The sequence below is a fragment of the Chromatiaceae bacterium genome (assembly GCA_024235395.1).
In the GTDB taxonomy this organism is placed as follows: Bacteria; Pseudomonadota; Gammaproteobacteria; order Chromatiales; family Chromatiaceae; genus Thiosocius.
This window is the reverse complement of record JACKMK010000002.1, coordinates 711643-732061: the sequence shown is the minus strand read 5'-3', so window position 1 is coordinate 732061 and position 20419 is coordinate 711643. Positions and strand designations below refer to the sequence as shown.

At 65.1% G+C, this 20419-nt stretch carries 16 protein-coding genes; 1 reads left to right on the top strand and 15 read right to left on the bottom strand.

What is annotated here, in order from left to right:
- Positions 1–11: 11 nt before the first annotated feature.
- Complete coding sequence (locus H6955_11455; GenBank protein ID MCP5314172.1) at positions 12–2801, bottom strand: pyruvate, phosphate dikinase; 2790 nt, start codon at positions 2799–2801, stop codon at positions 12–14.
- Between the two features lie 390 nt (positions 2802–3191).
- Here H6955_11455 and H6955_11450 point away from each other — a divergent pair, with 390 nt between their 5' ends.
- Positions 3192–4775, top strand: a complete 1584-nt coding sequence (locus H6955_11450) for a 2,3-bisphosphoglycerate-independent phosphoglycerate mutase (GenBank protein MCP5314171.1) — start codon at positions 3192–3194, stop codon at positions 4773–4775.
- Positions 4776–4809: 34 nt separating this feature from the next.
- On the opposite strand, the gene H6955_11445 is transcribed toward H6955_11450, so the two are convergent.
- The 14 genes from H6955_11445 to lpxD form a co-directional block, all read right to left on the bottom strand.
- Positions 4810–5742 carry an ankyrin repeat domain-containing protein gene (locus tag H6955_11445; GenBank protein ID MCP5314170.1) on the bottom strand — a complete coding sequence of 311 codons (933 nt, stop codon included), beginning with the start codon at positions 5740–5742 and terminating at the stop codon, positions 4810–4812.
- 14 nt (positions 5743–5756) lie between these two features.
- Entirely contained in the window at positions 5757–6329 is a 573-nt protein-coding gene (locus H6955_11440; GenBank protein MCP5314169.1) for a NapC/NirT family cytochrome c, read from the bottom strand.
- Positions 6330–6600: 271 nt separating this feature from the next.
- A complete protein-coding gene (lysS, locus tag H6955_11435; GenBank protein MCP5314168.1) occupies positions 6601–8082 on the bottom strand; it encodes a lysine--tRNA ligase in 1482 nt (493 codons plus the stop codon).
- A 59-nt stretch (positions 8083–8141) separates the two neighbouring features.
- Positions 8142–9240 (bottom strand): peptide chain release factor 2 gene (gene prfB, locus H6955_11430; protein MCP5314167.1). Its coding sequence is split into 2 segments (ribosomal slippage): positions 8142–9164 and positions 9166–9240, totalling 1098 coding nucleotides; the frame shifts between segments, so codons are not numbered across the junction.
- A gap of 68 nt (positions 9241–9308) precedes the next feature.
- Positions 9309–9605, bottom strand: a complete 297-nt coding sequence (locus tag H6955_11425; GenBank protein ID MCP5314166.1) for an antibiotic biosynthesis monooxygenase — start codon at positions 9603–9605, stop codon at positions 9309–9311.
- Positions 9606–9610: 5 nt separating this feature from the next.
- Positions 9611–10147 carry a paraquat-inducible protein A gene (locus H6955_11420; GenBank protein MCP5314165.1) on the bottom strand — a complete coding sequence of 179 codons (537 nt, stop codon included), beginning with the start codon at positions 10145–10147 and terminating at the stop codon, positions 9611–9613.
- An 81-nt stretch (positions 10148–10228) separates the two neighbouring features.
- The gene (gene tilS, locus H6955_11415) at positions 10229–11581 is read right to left on the bottom strand and encodes a tRNA lysidine(34) synthetase TilS (GenBank protein ID MCP5314164.1); all 1353 of its coding nucleotides are present in this window, start codon (positions 11579–11581) and stop codon (positions 10229–10231) included.
- Positions 11565–12521: an acetyl-CoA carboxylase carboxyl transferase subunit alpha gene (gene accA, locus H6955_11410; GenBank protein MCP5314163.1), complete on the bottom strand. Its 957-nt coding sequence runs from the start codon at positions 12519–12521 to the stop codon at positions 11565–11567. The genes tilS and accA overlap by 17 nt, the downstream gene beginning before the upstream one ends.
- Positions 12522–12613: 92 nt before the next feature.
- The gene (dnaE, locus tag H6955_11405; GenBank protein MCP5314162.1) at positions 12614–16186 is read right to left on the bottom strand and encodes a DNA polymerase III subunit alpha; all 3573 of its coding nucleotides are present in this window, start codon (positions 16184–16186) and stop codon (positions 12614–12616) included.
- Positions 16187–16367: 181 nt separating this feature from the next.
- On the bottom strand, positions 16368–16943 hold the full coding sequence (gene rnhB, locus H6955_11400) for a ribonuclease HII (GenBank protein MCP5314161.1): 576 nt from the start codon (positions 16941–16943) through the stop codon (positions 16368–16370).
- On the bottom strand, positions 16936–18093 hold the full coding sequence (gene lpxB / locus H6955_11395) for a lipid-A-disaccharide synthase (protein ID MCP5314160.1): 1158 nt from the start codon (positions 18091–18093) through the stop codon (positions 16936–16938). The genes rnhB and lpxB overlap by 8 nt, the downstream gene beginning before the upstream one ends.
- An 8-nt stretch (positions 18094–18101) precedes the next feature.
- A complete protein-coding gene (lpxA, locus tag H6955_11390; GenBank protein MCP5314159.1) occupies positions 18102–18872 on the bottom strand; it encodes an acyl-ACP--UDP-N-acetylglucosamine O-acyltransferase in 771 nt (256 codons plus the stop codon).
- A 2-nt stretch (positions 18873–18874) separates the two neighbouring features.
- Positions 18875–19303: a 3-hydroxyacyl-ACP dehydratase FabZ gene (gene fabZ / locus H6955_11385; GenBank protein ID MCP5314158.1), complete on the bottom strand. Its 429-nt coding sequence runs from the start codon at positions 19301–19303 to the stop codon at positions 18875–18877.
- Positions 19304–19392: 89 nt separating this feature from the next.
- Positions 19393–20418 (bottom strand): UDP-3-O-(3-hydroxymyristoyl)glucosamine N-acyltransferase, encoded by a 1026-nt coding sequence (lpxD, locus tag H6955_11380; protein MCP5314157.1) that lies wholly within the window; start codon positions 20416–20418, stop codon positions 19393–19395.
- Position 20419 lies beyond the last annotated feature (1 nt).

The window sequence follows — 20419 nt, the reverse complement described above, 5'->3', positions numbered from 1 at the left end:
ACTTCAGCGGATCAGCTGCTCAGCGCCGCGTGCGCCGCGGCCAGGCGCGCGACCGGTACGCGCGGGGCCGAACAGGAGACATAGTTGAGGCCGGCCTTGTGACAGAACGCGATCGATGACGGATGCCCGCCGTGTTCGCCGCAGATCCCTACCGAGAGTTCCGACTTCGCCGAACGCCCCCACTGCACCGCGAGTTCCATCAACTTGCCCACGCCCTTGGTGTCCAGCACCTCGAACGGGTTGTCGTGCAGGATGCCGCGCTCGTTGTACATCGGCAGGAACTTGTTCTCGGCATCTTCACGCGAAAACGAGAACGTCGCCTGGGTGAGGTCGTTGGTGCCGAACGAGAAGAAGTCAGCCTCTCCGGCGAGACACTCGGCACGCATACAGGCACGTACCACCTCGATCATGGTGCCGAAGCGGCAGGTCAATGTCTGTCCGGTCTTCTGCTCGACCTCGGCGCGGATCTCGTCGACATACTTCTTGATCCAGCGAAGTTCCTCGGCGGTACACACCTGCGGCACCATCATCTGCGGATGCACCTCGAGCCCTTTGCTCAGGCACTCGGCCTCGGCCTCGAGGATCGCACGGATCTGCATCCGGTAGATCTCCGGGAAGGTGATCCCGAGACGCACGCCGCGATGACCGAGCATCGGGTTGACCTCGGTCAGCGCACGCACCTTGCGCAGCATCTGCTCTTTCTTCGCCAGGGTCGCCTCGACCATCTCCAGGCTGACGATCTGCTTGATCGAATCGCGACCGGATTTGGCCATCTCGCTCTCCAGCAGCATCAGGGATCCCGCCAGCACCTCGACGCCCTGCACCGAATCACGCAGGTGCATCAGTCGTTCGATGTCACTCTGCAACTGGCGCTCGCTGGGCAGGAACTCGTGGATCGGCGGATCGAGCAGACGGATCGTGACCGGACGCGGTGCCATGGTCTCGAACAATGCACGGAAATCCCCACGCTGCATCGGCAGCAGGCGATCCAATGCGGCCTGGCGTTGCTCGAGCGTATCGGCGACGATCATCTCGATCACCACCGGCAGACGGTCGACCGCGTTGAACATGCGTTCGGTGCGGCACAGGCCGATGCCGCGCGCGCCGAACTTCAACGCGCGCGCCGCATCTTCCGGCGTGTCGGCATTCGCCATCACGCGCAGATAGGCGAACTCGTCCGCCCACTGCAGCAGGCGTTTCAGCTCATCGGAGAATTCCGGCTCGACCATCGGCACCTGACCCAAGTAGACGTTGCCGCTGGACCCGTCGATCGTGATCATCTCGCCCTCGCGGATCACGTGCGATCCGACGTGCGCCTCGCGTCGCTGCACATCGACATGGATGCCCTCGGCGCCGGCGACGCACGGTTTGCCCATGCCGCGTGCGACCACCGCGGCGTGCGAGGTCTTGCCGCCACGACTGGTGAGGATGCCCTGCGAGGCGAAGAAGCCATGGATATCCTCGGGCTTGGTCTCCTCGCGCACCAGGATCACCGGGCGTCCCATGTCCTTGCCCTGCACCTCGGCGCGATCCGCGTCGAACACCGCGTAACCCGATGCCGCGCCCGGTGACGCCGGCAGGCCCTGGGCCATCGGCTCGCCCTTGAAACCCGGATTGAGGCGCGGATACAGCATCTGCTCGAGGTGCATCGGGTTGATGCGCAGCAGTGCCTGCTCCTTGGTGATCAGGCCCTGGTTCACCATCTCGACCGAGGTGCGCACCATCGCCACCGCGTTCATCTTGCCGTTGCGTGTCTGCAGGCAGTACAGGACCCCGCGCTCGATCGTGAACTCGAAATCCTGGATCTCCTTGTAATGAGACTCCAGGCGATCGCGCAGCTGGTCGAGCTGACGCGCCATCTCGGGCATCTCGACCGCGAGCTGATGGATAGGTTTCGGCGTTCTGATGCCCGCCACGACGTCCTCGCCCTGGGCGTTGACCAGATACTCGCCGTACAGCTTGTCTTCGCCGGTCCCGGGGTTGCGGGTGAATGCAACGCCGGTCGCGGAATCGTTGCCACGGTTACCGAACACCATGGTGCAGACGTTCACCGCGGTGCCGTTGGCCATGTCCGGGGTGATCTTGAACTCGCGCCGATAGTCGACCGCGCGCTTGCCCATCCAGGAGCCGAACACCGCCTTGATCGCGATCTCCAGCTGCTCGTACGGGTCTTCGGGGAAGGGGCGACCGGTGTGTTCCTGGAACACCCGCAGGAAGCGACCGCTGATGTCTTTCAGATCTTCCGCCGACAGACCGACATCCTCTTTGACATTGGCCGCCTGCTTGACCTGGTCGAACTCCCTGTCGAACAACTCGTCGGGTACGCCCATCGCGACCTTGCCGAACAGCTGGATGAAACGCCGGTAAGCGTCGTAACCGAATCGCGGATCGCCGGTCTGGCGGATCTCGCCCTGCAAGGTCTCGGCGTTCAGACCGAGGTTGAGAATCGTGTCCATCATCCCCGGCATCGACATCGCCGAACCGCTGCGCACCGAAACCAACAATGGATTCGCCGGATCACCGAACCCCTTTCCGGTCGCCGCCTCGACGCGCGCCATATGCTCGCGGACCTGGCTCATCATGTCGTCCGGGACCGTCTTGGTGCCGGAATCCAGGAAATGCAGGCAGGCCTCGGTGGTGATCACGAACCCGGGCGGCACGTTCAGACCGATCTGCGTCATCTCGCACAGATTGGCGCCCTTGCCCCCCAGCAGTTTCTTGTCGCTGCCGTCACCTTCCGAGAACGCATACACCCATTTGTGACCCGCCGCTTGCGTGTTCGCCTGATCGTTTCCCGCCAATTGAGTACTCACCTGACCCCCTTCCTTTGTGTTTACTGCCCCGTCCGGACGCGTTGCTATTTAGCACGCTTTCCGCGTGCCGTTACAGGCCCCGGACGATCCGGCGCCTACAAATGCGACTTAAGTGACCAGCGTCAAATAACCGATGGCCCGCTGCCGAAGGATGCCACGTATCCGGCACCGCTGTGTGACAGGATCGCGTCGCGCACCGGCATGAAGCATCGGCGACGCCGACGCACTGCACTGATGCGCAAAAAACCGGTCACAGCGTCGGGTTTCCCGCTGCAGACCCCTGGCACGAATCGTGTCTATTATTTGTTGAACAGCGCTGCCTCGTCGCATCAGGCATTCGCGGCCGGCAGCGCCTCGTCAGATGAGGCAGTGTAGTCAATGAGCAGATTCAACGGTGTTCCCCGCCGTCCCGTGGTGTTGGTGATCATGGACGGTTTCGGCATCAATCCAGGACGTCTGAACAACGCGGTCGCACTCGCCAACACGCCGAATCTGGACGCCTATTTCGCCCGCTATTCGCACACCGCGCTGCACGCTTCGGGGCCGGCCGTCGGCCTGCCCGACGGACAGATGGGCAACTCGGAGGTCGGACACCTGACGCTGGGTTGCGGCAGCATCGTCCGCCAGGACATCGTGCGCATCGACGATGCGATCGACCAGGGCGAGTTCTTCCGCAATCCGGCGTTGTTGGCGGCGGTCGAGCGTGCGGCTGCCGCCGGGCGTCCGCTGCACCTGCTCGGTCTGGTCTCAGACGGGGGCGTACATTCGAGCCTCAAGCATCTTGGGGCGCTGATCGACCTTTGCCACCAGCACGGCGTGAGACCCCTGCTGCACATGATCACTGATGGCCGCGACACGGCACCGCGCTCGGCGCCGGATTTCCTGCCCGACGTGGAACCTGCGTTGCACGAAGCCGGCGGTGCGATCGCCAGCGTGATGGGACGTTACTACGCGATGGACCGGGACCGGCGCTGGGATCGCACCGAGAAGGCCTGGCGGGCACTGGTACACGGCGAGGGTCACCACGCCCTGACCCCGGAGAGCGCGATCCGGGCGGCGCACGCGGCGGGCGACAACGACGAGTTCATCCAGCCGATCCTGCTGCCACCGTTCCAACCGGTCGGGGCCGACGACGAAGTGGTGTTCTTCAACTTCCGCAAGGATCGGCCGCGACAGCTGGTCGCCGCACTGGGGCTGCCGGATTTCGACGGCTTCGATCGCCGCGACGCACCACTCAACCGGGTCACCTGCCTGATGGCCTACGATGAGCGCTACGATCTCCCTTATGCGTTCCTGCCGGAGCGCCCGGCCACCACGCTCGGCGAGGTCGTCAGCGCGCATGGCATCGCCCAGTTCCGTTGCGCCGAGACCGAGAAGTACGCGCACGTGACGTTCTTCTTCAACGGCCAGCGCGCCGAGCCATATCCGGCCGAGAGCCAACACGTCGTACCCTCGCCGCAGGTGAGCACCTACGATCAGCAGCCGGAGATGAGCGCGACCAAGGTCGCCGATGCAGTCGTCGACGCGATCGAAAGCGCGCGCTACGGCTTCATCCTGGTGAACTTCGCAAACGGCGACATGGTGGGCCATACCGCCGAGCGCGACGCGGTGATCGCGGCGGTCGAGACGTTGGATCGGGAAGTCGGTCGGGTGCTGGGTGCGGCGGTTGCCGCGGACTATTCGGTCATACTGACGGCCGACCACGGTAACTGCGAGGAGATGATCGACCCGCTGTCCGACGAGCCGCACACCCAGCACACCGTGTACCCGGTCCCCTGCCTGGTGATGGACGAGGACACCTGGCAGTTGTCGTGCGTCGGCGGCCTGTCGAACATCGCGCCGACCGTGCTGCAACTGATGGGCATGGAACAACCGGAAGCGATGACCGCGAAATCGCTGCTGCTGCGGCCGCTCAAGGTGCACAGTCGACTGCGCCGCAGTCCGTTCCGCAGCGCCGCCTGATCAGGTGGGGATCAGCGACGACGGCGCTTGGCGGTCACTCCTGCCGTGGCCCCGCCTGACGTAGCCGCGATGCGATCGCCGGGTGCCCACGATCCGCGGCATAGTCGGCCGCTGCCATGCCGGCCGTATCCTTGATCAGCGTGTCGGCATGCCGGGCGAGCAGTGCCTCGACCACCTCGGCGTGACCGTTGTAGGCGGCCTCGAACAGCGCGGTCCATCCTTCGTTGTTGCGCGCGTTGACGTCCGCGCCGGCCTCCAGCAACGCGTCGGTCGAATCCACGCGACCGAGCTCCGCGGCCCACAGCAACGCTGTCGAACCGAGATCGTCGCGTTGGTCGAGTGGCGCACCGCCACTGATCAACGCCTCGACCACCGCACGATGACCCGCGGCTGCGGCAAACATCAGTGCACTCGCGTGGTGTCGATCCACGGCATCCGGCACGGCCCCGCGCGACAATAGGAAAGTCACCGCTTCCGGTTCCGCGTTCTCGGCCGCCGCCATCAGTGCCGTCCGACCGTGTCGGTCCCTGGCGCCGGGATCGCCGCCCGCATCGACCAGCCGTTTGAGGATCTCGACCACGCCGCTGCGCGCGGCCATGAACAGCGGGGTTTCTCCAGCGCGCGTCTTGATCGACACGTCGGCACGGCTGTGCAACAACTGCTCGACGACGCGCAGCTGACCATTCTCGGCAGCCAGCGACAATGCGGTACAGCCGGATTTGGTCTGCGCATTGACGTAGGCGCCTTTTTCCAACAACAGTCCGACGATCTCCTCGTAACCCTCTTCGGCAGCGAACATCAACGCTGTCTTGCCGAGCGTGTTGCGTGCATTGGCGTCGGTACCCGATTCGAGCAACCGCCCGACATCCGTGGTCCTGCCCTCGTGCGCAGCCCGCAACAAGGTCCCTTCGTCCGGTTCCGCCGCTGCGGGCGCGAGCAGGACCAGCAGCAGGATCGAGACTGACATTGCACGCTGCACTTTCATCGCGAAGCGACCTCGTCGGCATCCTTCGGACGGTCGGGATACTCGTGCGCAATACCCTTGTGGCAGTCGATGCAGGTCTTTCCCTCTTCCGGTGCTGCGGCATGCTTCTTACGCGCCGATCGATCCTGCTCGCTGAGGTCCATGGCGGTGAAATGGTGGCAGTTGCGACACTCGCGCGAATCGGTGGCACGCATCTTGTCCCAGACGCGGTTCGCCAGTTCCCAGCGCTTGGCCTCGAATTTTTCCGGTGTATCGATGGTACCGACGACCTTGTGGTAGAGCTCGCCGGTCGCCTGGATCTTGCGCGCGACCTTGTGGACCCAGCTACGCGGCACATGGCAGTCGGCGCAGGTCGCCTGTACACCGGATGGGTTACGGAAATGCACGGACTCCTGGTATTCCTTGTACACCGTGTCGCGCATCTCGTGGCAGGTGATGCAGAACGTCATCTCGTTCGACATCTCCATCGCCGTGTTGAAACCACCCCAAAACAGGATGCCAATAACAACCCCGACCGCCAACAGCCATGCGATCGAACGTCTGCGAAGACTGGGTTTGTGTTCCGTCATTCGGTCTTTTCTCCCCGACACCCGAGGTGTCCGCAGTGGTTTCTTTTCGACCACGTGGGCCTAGGCAGTGATGACCGCTTCCCGGTTCGATCGCCTTATTATTCTTGGATACTGCGGAGGAGGCCGGCGACAAAACGCTGTCAATAATTCCTCAGATTTGGAACGGGATTATTGATCGAGATCAATTTTTTACGCGTCATCGCGCACGTCCGGCACATTGCGCCGGGCGTGCGTGGACGCACTCAACGGAGAGAAATTGCGCGGATGCCGCTCAGGCCTCGAGGCGCATATGCGGGAACAGCAGCACGTCGCGGATGGACGGTGAGTTGGTGAACAGCATGACCAGGCGGTCGACACCGATGCCCTCGCCGGCAGTAGGCGGCAGCCCGTGTTCAAGGGCCCGGATGTAATCCGCGTCGAAATGCATCGCCTCCTCGTCGCCGGCCTCCTTTTCCTCGACCTGGTGACGGAACCGCTCGGCCTGGTCTTCCGGGTCGTTCAACTCGGAAAAGCCGTTTGCGATCTCGCGTCCGCCGACGAAGAACTCGAAGCGGTCGGTGACGAACGGATCCTCGTCGTTGCGCCGCGCCAACGGCGACACCTCGGTGGGATACGCGGTGATGAACGTCGGATCCTTGAGGCGATGCTCGACGGTCTTCTCGAAGATCTCGACCTGCACCTTGCCGAGTCCGTAACTCGGTTTTACATCGACACCCAGTCGCCGGGCGTGCGCAGTGGCGCGCCCGAGGTCGTCCAGGTCGCCCGCCGCGATATCCGGATTGAATTGCAGGATCGACTCCTTGACGGACATCCGGGCGAACGGCTTGCCGAAATCGTAGGTCTCGCCCTGATATTCGACCTGCTGGGTCCCGAGCAGATTCTGCGCGATACCGCGCAGCAGTTCCTCGGTGCGGTCCATGCAGTGGTGATAATCGACGTAGGCCTCATAGAACTCGATCATCGTGAACTCGGGGTTGTGTCGCGTGGAGAGCCCCTCGTTGCGGAAATTGCGATTGATCTCGAAGACCTTTTCGAAGCCACCGACCACCAGGCGCTTCAGGTACAGCTCGGGCGCGATACGCAGATACAGCGCCATGTCCAGTGCATTGTGATGGGTGACGAACGGCCGCGCCGCGGCGCCACCGGGGATCACCTGCATCATCGGCGTCTCGACCTCGAGGAAGCCGGCGTCGACGAAATAGCGGCGGATGTACTCGATGATACGCGAGCGCAGGATGAAGGTATCGCGCGCCTCCTGGTTCACTATCAGGTCGACGTAGCGCTGCCGGTACCGCTGTTCCTGGTCGGCCAGACCGTGCCACTTCTCGGGCAAAGGGCGCAGCGACTTGGTCAGCAGTTGCGCATCGTCGAGATAGACGTACAGGTCACCCTTGCCCGATTTGTGTACCGGTCCTTCACCGCCGACGATGTCACCGATGTCCCACCCCTTGATCCGGGTGAGGATCTCCTGCGACAGCTTCTTTTTGTCGACGTAGAACTGGATCCGACCGGACATGTCCTGGATGACGATGAACGGACCGCGTTGCGCCATGATGCGGCCCGCGACGCAGACCCGCTGGTGCAGCTGTTCCAGTTCTTCCTTGCTCTTGTCGCCGAACCGGTCGTGCAGTTCGGCCGCCAGCACATTGCGCCGGAACCGGTTGGGAAACGCATTGCCGTTCTCGCGAATCGCGGCGAGCTTGGCACGCCGTTGCGCAATCAGTTTGTTTTGGTCTTGCTGCTGATCTGTCATGTCTTGTGTGGCCGCAACGCACCGCGATGGTTGACGCGTCGCAGCGGCTTCTCCGTTGTCTAAAGCCCGCTCTTCAGGCTGGCCTCGATGAACAGGTCCAGGCCACCGTCGAGCACTGCCTGGGTATTGCCCGTCTCGATACCGGTGCGCAGATCCTTGATGCGCGACTGGTCGAGCACGTAGGAGCGGATCTGGCTGCCCCAGCCGATATCCGATTTACTGTCTTCCACCGCCTGTTGCGACTCGCTGCGCTTCTGCATCTCCAGCTCGTACAGCTTCGCCTTGAGCTGCTTCATCGCCTGGTCCTTGTTCTTGTGCTGCGAGCGATCGTTCTGACATTGCGTGACCGTACCGGTCGGAAGGTGGGTGATACGCACGGCCGACTCGGTACGGTTGACGTGCTGTCCACCGGCACCCGAAGCGCGGTAGACGTCGATACGCAGATCCGCCGGATTGATCTCGACCTCGAAGGAATCGTCGATCTCCGGCGATACGAACACCGAGCTGAACGAGGTGTGCCGACGATTGCCGGAATCGAACGGTGACTTGCGCACCAACCGGTGCACACCGGTCTCGGTACGCAACCAGCCGAACGCGTACTCGCCCTCGAAGCGGATGGTCGCCGATTTGATCCCGGCGACCTCGCCCGGCGAGACCTCCATCAGTTCGGTCCCGAACCCGTGTTGTTCGCCCCAGCGCAGGTACATCCTGAGCAGCATCTCGGCCCAGTCCTGCGCCTCGGTGCCACCTGAACCGGCCTGGATGTCGAGAAAGGCATTCGCCTCGTCCAGCTCGCCGGAGAACATGCGGCGGAACTCCAGTTCGGCGATACGTTCCTCGAAGCCCTCGACATCGGCGGCGATCGAGTCGACCGTATCGGCGTCCCCTTCTTCGACCGCCATCCCGAGCAGATCGGCGGCATCGGCCAGGCCGGCACTGAGCTCGTCGATGTTGACCACCACCGCCTCGAGCGAGGCACGTTCGCGGCCGAGCGACTGCGCACGTTCCTGATCGTTCCAGACACCCGGGTCTTCGAGTTCCCGCTGGACCTCGGTCAGGCGCTCCTGCTTGCCCTCGTAGTCAAAGATACCCCCTGAGGGACGCGAGACGCCCTCTCAGATCGGCGATGCTGTTCGTAATGGGATTGATGTCGCGCATGCTGGCCCCCGGATGTAAACCGGGCATTGTATCGCACAGCGGGTGGCGACCCCAAGGTGGGCAAGGATTCAAACCACCGGATACAACCCCACGAAGGGCTGCCCCTCGCGCGGGCGGGCCATCATGTCGGCCACGCGGTCGCGCCACGCGGCATAGTGCGCGGTCTCCTTGTGTGCCTTGGCCGCCGACTCGTCGACATAGGCCTCGTACAGCACGAAATGCGTTGGATCCGCTGCATCCTGCAGGATGTCGAATCGCAGGTTGCCGGGTTCCGCGGTCGACCCCACGTGGTTCAGGTGGCAGGCCTCGACAAACTCGGTGAGATGAGCTTGCTTTACGAATACGTGTACCAGGGTCACATGCATCGCTTTCACTCCTCGTTCGATCGTTTCGACGGCGCCGACGCGAGCGGTTCGACGGCATGGCGGCCGATCCAGTTCGACAGCAGCATGGTCAGGATCACGCTGCTGGCGAATGCATAGACGCCGATCTCGACGCGCGCCTGGGCCATCGCGCCGAGTTTGACCGATACAACGAGCAGCGCAACCACGAATACGTCCAGCATCGACCATTTGCTGTACGCCGCGAGCCAGGCGAGGTGGCGCCGGTGGGCGTCGCCGAACGCCGCATCGAGATTCCATATCAGCAGCAGCAGCACGATCTTGATCACCGGGAACAGCACGCTGAAGGTGCCCACCAATGCGAACAGCCCCCATTCCTGCTCCGCTGCAAGCGTCTGCAGCGCACCGTACAGGCTGACGGTGTTGCTGAAGAAATAGAACTTCTCGAGCGTCAGGATCGGCGCCTGCAGTCCGTAGACCAGCAGTGCGAGCGCGGCCAACAGCAGCAGGTTCACCGTGACGCCACGCCATGGGTGGCGCGCGGCGTAGCTGTCAACAAAGGTCATGGGCTTCCGGCGCGTGCATTCTGCGGGGGAGCTTACCGGGGTCCCCGACGACGCGCCACGCGTTGCCGCCATTGCCCGCCGTCAATCGCCGGGGTCTTCCCAGACCAGGTGCCATCCCGACGCACCCGGTTGCGCGCCAAAGGGCTCACACACGACCCGGTCGGCGACCGCCGCGATCTCGCCGTCGATGTACAGCAACGGCGCCAGCGACCGCAGCCACGGCGGCATGCCGACATCCTGGGCCAGTTTCTTGAAGCTGCGACTGCCCTGTCGACCCACCGGGCGGCAGCGTAGTCCGGCCGCACGGAACCCGACCTCGACCCTGCCCCGTTCCCAGCGCTCGCGGTCGATACCGCCCGGGGCAAGGTGTCGGCGCAGGCGACCGATGCCCGGGCCCAGATCCAGCACGTCTCCTCCGCCCCAGTGCAGCAGACCCGCCGGGCACGGTGGCGTGGTCGAACGCCGCAACCAGACCTCGCCGCGAAAGCGGCGCAGCTCGACCCCTTCCCAGGCGACTCGCACCGTGGCGTCCGCGCGCGACCGGCACAATTGCCCGAGCGCCTCATGCAGGCGGCGGTGCGGGATCGGCGGCGCACCAAGTACCTTGAGCCAGCTGCGCATCAGGTGCCGCGCCGCCGCCGGCGGCAATGCGCACAACCGGTCGACGCGCAGGCGTCGGCCCTCGGCATCGGCCACCCGGTCGAACTCGACCCGGCTCTGTTCGGCGATCAGCTCGGCGGCCTCGGCACAGTGCACCGCGCTGCGCGCGATCGCCTGCGAGGCACCCGGCCAGCGCGCGTGCAACAGCGGCATCAACCGCTGGCGCAGATAGTTGCGGTCGGCGGCGGTCGCCGCATTGCTCGGGTCCTCGACCCAACGCAGCCCCTGGGTCTGCGCCCAGTCGCGCAGTGCCGCACGCGACCAACGGAGCAGCGGCCGGGCGTGCCACTGGTCCTGCCAGGGCCGCAGCATCGGCATCGCCGCCAGGCCCTCGACCCCGGCGCCGCGCAGCAGCTGCAGCAACAACGTCTCGGCCTGGTCGTCGAGATGATGGGCCGTCAACAGCATCGCCTGCGGGCCCAGCGCGCCCGAGATCGCCGCGTAGCGGGCACGTCGCGCGGCCGCCTCCGGACTCTCACCGGGCGCCGCACGCGCATCCACGACGAGGCTGATGAGTTCGATGCCGAGTGCATCGCAGACCTGACGGCAATGGACGGCCCAATCACCGGACGACGGCTGCAGGCAATGATCGATGTGTACTGCCCTGAGCGGCGCCGGCAGTTCGGCGCGCAGCACGGCGAGCGCGTGCAACAACACGGTCGAGTCGAGCCCGCCACTGAACCCGACCCAGTAGGACGCCGGTCGCGGCAGGTCGCTGACGATGAGTGGCAGCAGCTGCTGCGGACGGAACGACCGGTCAGCGGGCGACGACACCGTACGACATCAGTCGCTCGTAGCGCAGCTCGAGCAGGCGATCGACCGGCTGATCGGCCACGTCGTCGAGCGCTGCCGACAGCGCCTTCTTCAGGTTGCGGGCGACGGCATCCGGATCGCGGTGCGCTCCACCGAGCGGCTCAGGAACGATGTCGTCGATCAGTTTGAGATCCTTGAGGTGTTTCGAGGTGATCGCCATCGCCTCGGCGGCGAGCGGCGCCTTCTCGGCGTCCTTCCACAGGATCGAGGCGCAGCCCTCGGGCGAGATCACCGAGTAGGTGCTGTACTGCAGCATCATCAGACGGTCGGCCACGCCGATCGCGAGCGCCCCCCCGGACCCTCCCTCGCCGATCACCGTGGCGATGATCGGCGTGCGCAGGCCGGCCATCTCGAACAGGTTGCGCGCGATCGCCTCGCTCTGGCCCCGCTCTTCGGCACCGACCCCCGGGTAGGCCCCCGGCGTGTCGATGAAGGTGATGATCGGCAATCCGAATCGCTCGGCCATGCGCATCAGGCGCAGCGCCTTGCGATACCCTTCCGGTCGCGGCATGCCGAAGTTCCGGTGGATCTTGTCCTTGGTGTCGCGGCCTTTCTGGTGGCCGATCAGCAACACCGGCCGCCCGTCGATGCGGCCCAATCCGCCGACGATCGCCTTGTCGTCCGCGAAGGTGCGGTCACCGTGCAGTTCCTCGAAGTCGTCGACCAGCCGCGCCACATAGTCGAGCGTATAGGGCCGCAGCGGATGACGTGCGAGCTGCGAGATCTGCCACGGCGTGAGACTCGAGAAGATCGATTCGGTCAGCGATCGACTCTTGCCCTCGAGGCGTTCGATCTCTTCCTGGATGTTGATCTCGTTGTCGTTGCCGACCAGGCGCAATTCTTCGATCTTGGCCTGCAGCTCGGCGATCGGCTGCTCGAATTCGAGAAAGTCAAGATTCATCGTCGCTATCGGGTTTGAGGGTGCTGCCGGCGGCCATGATAACCGATTGCGCCGGGCCACAGCGGTCGGATGAGGGGTGACGCACCGGCGTGTCAGCCCGAGTGTGCAAAATCCATCGCCGGCGCCGTCGCCTGCGCCTTCGCCGGTGCGGCACGGAAACGAAACGCCAGCGCGTCACTGCCGACCAGTCGCTGCGCCTGCCGGACAAAGGCGTCGCCCGGCCGTATCCGCCACCCGGCACCCAGTCGCAGACCGACCTCGGCACCGCCACGGCGATACACGACGCGCACCTCGCAGGCGCCCCCGCGCACCGGTTCGAGCAGCGTGCGCAGCGCGTCGGTCGCCGCTGCCACACCCAGTCCACGCTCACGCAGCACCTCGCCGCGCAGACACACCTCGACCAGCGCGGCGCGTTCGATACGGATCTGTTCCAGGCTGCAGACCGCATCGGCCCGGATACTCAGGCCGCCACGGTACTCATCGTGGACCAGCGTGCCCTCGACCACCAGCACACGATCGTTCGCGACCTCGTCACGATAGCGCTCGTAGGCCTGGCTGAACAACGTCGCCTCGATCCGGCCGGTCTTGTCATCGAGCAACACTGAGGCCATGGTGCCGCTCTGCGTATTGCGCCGGTTGACCGCCACCACCATGCCCGCCACCACGACCTTCTTGCCGCCGCCACGACGACCGCGCGTCTCGCGCACGTCGTCGAGCGTCAGCCGGGCGATCCGAGAATTCACCAACTGGCGCAGGTCGGCCTCATAGAAATCGATCGGGTGGCCGGTCAGAAACAGGCCCAGCGTCTCTTTCTCGCCGGCCAGCCGCTGGTCATCATCCCACTCGTCGACCGCGTCCGGCACCACGCCGGTGGTCGGTTGCGCCGGTTGCGGCTCGGACATGCCGAACAGATCGTCCTGCCCGGTGGCCTGCATCGCCGCACACTGCTCGGCCATCTTCAGCGCGAATGGCAGATGCACCATCAGCGTCGCGCGGTTCGCGCCCAGTCGATCGAGCGCGCCGGCCCGGATCAGCGATTCCAGCACGCGGCGGTTCGCACGCTTCAGGTCGATGCGACAACAGAAATCGAACAGGTCACGGAACGGACCGGCCCCGCGCGCCTCGACGATCCCCTCGATCGCACCCTCGCCCACACCCTTGATCGCCCCCAGGCCGTAGATCACGGTATCGTCACCGTCGATCGTGAACATGTAGGCGGAGCGGTTCACGTCCGGCGGTTCGACCGTGAGCCGCATCGCACGGCACTCCTCGATGAAGGTCACCACCTTGTCGGTGTTGTCCATGTCCGACGACAACACCGCCGCCATGAACGCGGCCGGGTAGTGCGTCTTCAGCCACAGCGTCTGGTAGGAGACCAGCGCATAGGCGGCCGAGTGCGACTTGTTGAAACCGTACCCGGCAAACTTCTCCATCAGGTCGAAGATATAGGTCGCGGTGGACTCCTCGACGCCGCGCGCGACCGCGCCGGTACGGAAGATCTCGCCCTGCTTGGCCATCTCCTCGGGCTTTTTCTTACCCATCGCCCGACGCAAGAGGTCGGCACCGCCCAGGGTATACCCGGCCAGCACCTGGGCGATCTGCATGACCTGCTCCTGGTACAGGATCACACCGTAGGTCGATGCCAGGATCGGCGCGAGATCCGGGTGCGGGTAGACCACCTCCTGGATGCCGTGCTTGCGTGCGATGAAGTCGTCGACCATGCCGGACTGCAGCGGACCCGGGCGGAACAGCGCGACCAGCGCGGTGATGTCGTCGAAACAGTCCGGCTGCAGCTTGCTGATCAGCTGCTTCATGCCGGCCGATTCGAGCTGGAATACCGCGGTGGTCTCGGCACTCTTCAGCAGCGTGAACGCATCCTTGTCATCCATCGGGATCGCCGCGATGTCGATCGGCGGCTGGGCCTGTTGTGCACGCACCTGGTTGATGGTCTTCAACGCCCAGTCGATGATCGTCAGCGTGCGCAGGCCGAGGAAGTCGAACTTGACCAGCCCGGCCGCCTCGACATCGTCCTTGTCGTACTGGGTCACCAGGTTGCTGCCGTCGGCCTCGCAGTACAGCGGGCTGAAATCCGTCAACCTGCCGGGCGCGATCACCACGCCGCCGGCATGCTTGCCGGCGTTGCGTGCCAGGCCCTCGAGCTGCTTGGCCATGTCGATCAGCTGCGTGACCTCCTCGTCGCTGTCGTACGCCTGCTTGAGGTCTTCACTCTCGGTCAGCGCCTTGTCGAGCGTCATGCCGATCTCGAACGGCACCATCTTCGCGACCCTGTCGGTGAAGCCGTACGAATGCCCCAGCACCCTGCCGACGTCGCGCACCACCGCCTTGGCCGCCATCGAGCCGTAGGTGATGATCTGCGATACCGAGTCGCGGCCGTATTTGCGCGCCACGTAATCGATGACCTGGTCGCGCTTGTCCATGCAGAAATCGACGTCGAAATCCGGCATCGAGACGCGCTCTGGGTTGAGGAAGCGCTCGAACAGCAGGTCGTGCTCGAGCGGGTCGAGATCGGTGATCTTGAGTGCATATGCGACCAGCGACCCGGCACCCGAACCACGCCCCGGACCTACCGGGACATCGTTGTCCTTGGCCCACTGGATGAAGTCGGCGACGATCAGGAAGTAGCCGGGGAAGCCCATCTTGGTGATCACGTCGAGTTCGATCTCGAGACGCTCGTCGTACGGCCTGCGGCGCTCGGCGAAGTCGGCGGCGTCCGGATCCAGGATGCGTCGCAGGCGCCATTCCAGACCTTTGCGCGACTCGGCGCGGAAGAAGTCGTCGATCGTCATGTCCTGCGGGATCGGGAAGTCCGGCAGAAAGTTCTTGCCCAGCGTGATCTCGAGGTTGCAGCGCTTGGCGATCTCGACCGCGTTCTGCAGCGCCTCGGGTATGTCGGCGAACAGTTCGGCCATCTCGTCGGGCGATCGCAGAAACTGTTGCGGCGAATAGCCCTTTACCCGGCGCGGGTCGTCGAGGGTGCGCCCCTCGTGGATACAGACGCGCACCTCGTGCGCCTGAAACTCGTTGGCGGTAAGGAAACAGACCCCGTTGGTCGCGACCACCGGCACGCCCTTGGCCGCGGCGAGCGCAACGCTGGCGTGCACCGCGTCCTCCTCGTTCTCGCGCCCGGTACGCACCAGCTGCAGGTAAAACCGGTCACCGAACAACGCCAGCCAGGCGTCCAGGCGCTGCTCGGCGAGCCGCTGGTTGCCGGCGATCAGCGCCCGACCGACGTCGCCCTCGCGTCCCCCGGACAACGCAATGAGCCCGGCCGTGGACTGCGGCGTGAACCAGTCGAGTTCCATCATCGCGCGTCCCAGGTGCTGGCCTTCGCGATAGCTGCGCGACACCAGCTCGGTCAGGTGGCGATAGCCGTCGCGGTTCTGCACCAGGAGGATCAGCCGGTCCGGTTTGTTCGCATCGTCCGGATTGCGTACCCAGGCATCGACGCCGCCGATCGGCTTGATACCGGCGGCCATCGCCGCCTTGTAGAAACGCACCAGCGCGAACATGTTCGACTGGTCGGTGAGCGCGACCGCCGGCATGCCGAGTTCGGCCGCCCGCCTGACCAGCGGCTTGATGCGCGCGACACCGTCCACCAGCGAGTACTCGGAGTGCACGTGGAGGTGGACGAACTCGGCGGCCATCGGGCGAATCGGTGTCACGCTGGATGAGGCAGGAGGTTCAGAGAATACCCGTCCGCTCGCCTGCCCGCCAGCGCGACACGACCGGTGTTCTGGGTGCACGTGGCGGTAGCGCCATATCCTCTAAACAACATCACTTTTAAACGATAACCAACTGATAAAAGAATTTATTATTCGTGTTCACTCACGGCTGGGCGAGGATCCGCCGCACCGGCCCGAACGACCGGCGATGGATCGGGCTGACCCCCAGGGTGCGCAGCGCCGCGAGGTGCTGGGCGGTGGGATAACCCTTGTGCCGCGCCAGGCCATAGCCGGGATAGCGGTCATCCATCGCGACCATCTCGCGGTCGCGCAGCACCTTGGCGACGATCGAGGCCGCCGAGATGCACGGCTCGATCGCATCGCCGCCGACGATCGCGCGCCCCGGGCAGGGCAGCTGCGGCAGCCGGTTGCCGTCCACCAGCGCGCTGACCGGTACCGGCGACAGCCCCGCGACCGCGCGCTGCATCGCCAGCAGGCTGGCCTGCAGTATGTTGAGCTGGTCGATCTCGGCGACCTCGGCGCGACCGACCGCCCAGGCGACCGCATGGGTGCAGATCTGCTCGAACAGCAGGTCGCGCCGCCGCGCGCTCAGCGCCTTCGAATCGGCCAGCCCCTCGATCGGCCGCGCCGGGTCGAGAATCACCGCGGCGGCGACCACCGGACCGGCCAGCGGTCCCCGGCCGACCTCGTCGATCCCACACTGCCATCCTTCAGACAAGGCCGCGCTCCCTGAGCAATGCCACCACCGCCTGCGCCGCCTCCTGGTTGGTGTCGATCCGCAGGGTGCGGTGGATCTCGGTGTAGCGTGCCGCGATCCTGTTCCGCAGCCCGGCGTCGGCAAGGAAATCGCGCAACGGCGGCAGCAGCCGCTCGGGCTCGCACGCATCCTGGATCAGTTCCGGGGCAAGGCGCTCACCGGCCAGCAGGTTCGCGATCGCGACGTGCTCGACCTTGAGCAGGCGCAACCAGCGGACCACCGCATAGGTGGCCGGATTGACCTTGTAACCGACCACCATCGGACGCTTGCTCAACAGGCCCTCCAGGGTCGCGGTACCGGACGCGAGCAGCAGCACGTCGGCAGCGGCCATCGCGGCGCGGCTGGTGCCAAGCGACATCGAGACCGGCAGCTGCGGCGCATAGCGTCGCCAATCGGCCTCGAACAGCGCGCGGGTGGCCTCGTTGATCAGCGGTACGACGATCTGCAGGCGCGGCTGCTCGGCGTGCAGGGCCGCGGCCGTTTGCACGAACGGCCGCGTCAGGCGGCTGACCTCGCTGCGCCGACTGCCGGGCAACACCGCGAGCACCGGCGCCGCCGGGTCGATCTTCAGGGCGCGGCGGGCGGCGTCGCGATCCGGTGCGAGCGGCATCTCGGCGGCCAGCGGATGCCCGACGTAGCGGGCGGTGACACCACGTGCGGCGAGGAAGTCGGTCTCGAACGGAAAGATCGTCAACAGCAGGTCTACCGCGCTGCGGATCTTCTTGACCCGTCCGCTGCGCCACGCCCAGACGGTGGGACTGACGTAATGCACCGTCGGCACCCCGCTGTCACGCAGGCGTTGCTCGAGGGTCAGGTTGAAATCCGGGGCATCGACGCCGATCAACAGTGCGGGCGGCGTATCCCGCCACCGCGCCAACAACCGACTGCGCAGCCGCAACAGGCGCGGCAGGTGACGCAACACCTCGAACAGGCCCATCACCGAGAGACTGTCCATCGGCGCCCACTGGTCGATGCCTTCCGCCTGCATCAGCGGACCCGCGACACCTTCGAAGCGTACCCCCGGAAGTTGTTCACGCAGCGCACGCATCAGACCGGCCGCCAGCAGGTCGGCGGAGGGTTCGGCGGCGACGATGCCTATCCGCAGCCCCATCGCCAAGGTCAACGTACGATGCTGCGCTCGCTCGCTGCGAGGAAATCGACCATCACGCGCAACTCCGGGCTCTGCTCCGCCGCGCTGGCGATCTGCGCACTCGCCTCGGCCAGTGCCAGCCCGGACCTGTAGAGCAGTTTGTAGGCCCGCTTGATGTTGCTGATCTGCTGCGCCGAGAAATCCCGCCGGCGCAACCCTTCACTGTTGATGCCATGCGGCCGCGCCGGATGGCCACCGACCATCATGTACGGCGGCACATCCTTGCTGATCGCGCTGCCCATCGCGGTGAAACAGTGCTCACCGATGCGACAGAACTGATGGACGATGCTGAAGCCGCCGAGAATCGCCCAGTCGGCAATTCGTACATGACCACCGAGCGAAGCGGCGTTCGCGAGGATCACGTGATTGCCGATGCGGCAGTCGTGGGCAACGTGCGTATACGCCATCAGCAGGTTGTCGCTGCCAACGCGGGTACAACTCTCGTCCTGCACGGTGCCGCGGTGGACCGTCGCGAATTCGCGGATCTGGTTGCGGTCACCGATCTCCAGCGAGGTCGGCTCGCCGGCGTATTTCTTGTCCTGGGGATCCTCGCCGATCGACGCGAATTGAAAGATCCGATTGTCCCGACCGATGCGACAGGGACCCTTGATCACCGCGTGCGGTCCGATCGTGGTGCCACGGCCGATATGCACACCCGCACCGATCACGCTGAACGGACCGACGCTGACGCCCTCGTCCAGTTCCGCGTCCGGGTCGACCAGTGCGTGCGGATCGATCACGTTCAGAGATTCCGCGCAGTACACATGATCTCGGCGGACGCGACGACGCTGCCGTCGACCTTTGCCTCGGCGGCAAAAACCCAGATCTCACGCTTGTGCTTGAGCACCTCGACTTCGAACACCAGCTGGTCGCCGGGTACGACCGGGCGCTTGAAACGCGCCTTGTCGACACCGACCAGGTAGTAGATGGCCTCCTTCGGCACATCGGCGCTCTCCATCGCCAGCAGTCCGGTGGCCTGGGCCATCGCCTCGATCAGCAATACACCGGGCATCACCGGCTTGCTTGGGAAATGCCCCTGGAAGAACGGCTCGTTGAAGGTCACATTCTTGATCGCGACAAGCCGCTTGCCGGGCTCGCTCTCGAGCACCCGGTCCACCAGCAGAAACGGGTAACGGTGCGGCAGCATGCTTTGAATCTGGAGTATGTCCATAGCGTCTAAAGTGACCTCCAAGGAATGTTTCTAGTTGTCCGGTCGGTGCGTCCCAGAGGTACCCGCCCATCTCGGCCGTACTTATCGGCTTACCGCTGCAATGCGGCCAGCTGTTGCTCCAGCTGCTTGATGCGCCGCGCCATGTCATCCAGCTGGCGCAGACGCGCGAAATTCTTCATCCATATCGAATGCTCCATCGCCGGGACCGTGCTGGTGTAGACCCCTGGCTTGGTGATCGATCGCGTTACCGAGGTGACCCCGGAGACGTGCACCCGGTCGGTCAGCTCGACGTGTCCGGTGATGCCCGCCCCGCCGGCGATGGTGCAATAGGCGCCGACGCGGGTCGATCCGGCCACCGCCGCGCAACCGGCGATCGCCGTATGCTCGCCGATCTCCACGTTGTGCGCGATATGCACCTGGCTGTCGATCTTCACGCCGTCGTGGATCAGGGTGTCGCCGATCGCACCGCGATCGATCGACGAGCACGAACCGACCTCGACGTCGTCGCCGAGAACGGCACGGCCGATCTGCGGCACCTTCTGCCAGGCGCCCTGATCGTTGGCGAGACCGAAACCGTCGCCACCGATCACCACGCCCGGGTGGATCAGGCAACGCCGGCCCAGATGGGTCTCCGGGCACAGCGTAACCGACGCGACCAGGCGGGAATTCGCACCCACATGGGCATTCTCCAGCACGACGCAGCCGGGGCCGATCACCACCGCGTCCTCGATCGTGACGCCGCGCCCGACGTAGCAGTTACTGCCGATCTGCGCCGTGTCGGCCACCGTTGCACCCGGTTCCACGATGGCCGTCGGATGCACCCCCGGCTCGACGGCCGGGTCGGGATGCAGGGCCTGCATCACGCGCGCGTGCGCCAGGTAGGGGTTGTCGGTGACCAGACACGCTACCGGGCAATCGGCGGCGTCCTGTTCTTCCAGGATGACTGCGGACGCATGGGTGTCCTTGAGATAAGACCGGTAGCGGCGGTTGGCGAGAAAGCTGATCGAGCCCGGCCGCGCATCCTGTAAGGTCGACACCGCTTCGATCACGATCTGCGGATCACCGCGCAGCTGCGCGCGGGCCACCTCCGCCAAGTGTCCAAGCGTGAACCCCATG

What these genes read in the sequence shown, in the direction of transcription:
- H6955_11420 (MCP5314165.1), bottom strand. Translation starts at nt 10,147, where the DNA reads ATGACCTTTGTTGACAGCTACGCCGCGCGCCACCCATGGCGTGGCGTC.
- H6955_11445 (MCP5314170.1), bottom strand. Translation starts at nt 5,742, where the DNA reads ATGTCAGTCTCGATCCTGCTGCTGGTCCTGCTCGCGCCCGCAGCGGCG.
- H6955_11440 (MCP5314169.1), bottom strand. Translation starts at nt 6,329, where the DNA reads ATGACGGAACACAAACCCAGTCTTCGCAGACGTTCGATCGCATGGCTG.
- fabZ (MCP5314158.1), bottom strand. Translation starts at nt 19,303, where the DNA reads ATGGACATACTCCAGATTCAAAGCATGCTGCCGCACCGTTACCCGTTT.
- lpxD (MCP5314157.1), bottom strand. Translation starts at nt 20,418, where the DNA reads ATGGGGTTCACGCTTGGACACTTGGCGGAGGTGGCCCGCGCGCAGCTG.
- H6955_11450 (MCP5314171.1), top strand. Translation starts at nt 3,192, where the DNA reads ATGAGCAGATTCAACGGTGTTCCCCGCCGTCCCGTGGTGTTGGTGATC.
- H6955_11425 (MCP5314166.1), bottom strand. Translation starts at nt 9,605, where the DNA reads ATGCATGTGACCCTGGTACACGTATTCGTAAAGCAAGCTCATCTCACC.
- dnaE (MCP5314162.1), bottom strand. Translation starts at nt 16,186, where the DNA reads ATGGCCGCCGAGTTCGTCCACCTCCACGTGCACTCCGAGTACTCGCTG.
- accA (MCP5314163.1), bottom strand. Translation starts at nt 12,521, where the DNA reads ATGAATCTTGACTTTCTCGAATTCGAGCAGCCGATCGCCGAGCTGCAG.
- lysS (MCP5314168.1), bottom strand. Translation starts at nt 8,082, where the DNA reads ATGACAGATCAGCAGCAAGACCAAAACAAACTGATTGCGCAACGGCGT.
- lpxB (MCP5314160.1), bottom strand. Translation starts at nt 18,093, where the DNA reads ATGGGGCTGCGGATAGGCATCGTCGCCGCCGAACCCTCCGCCGACCTG.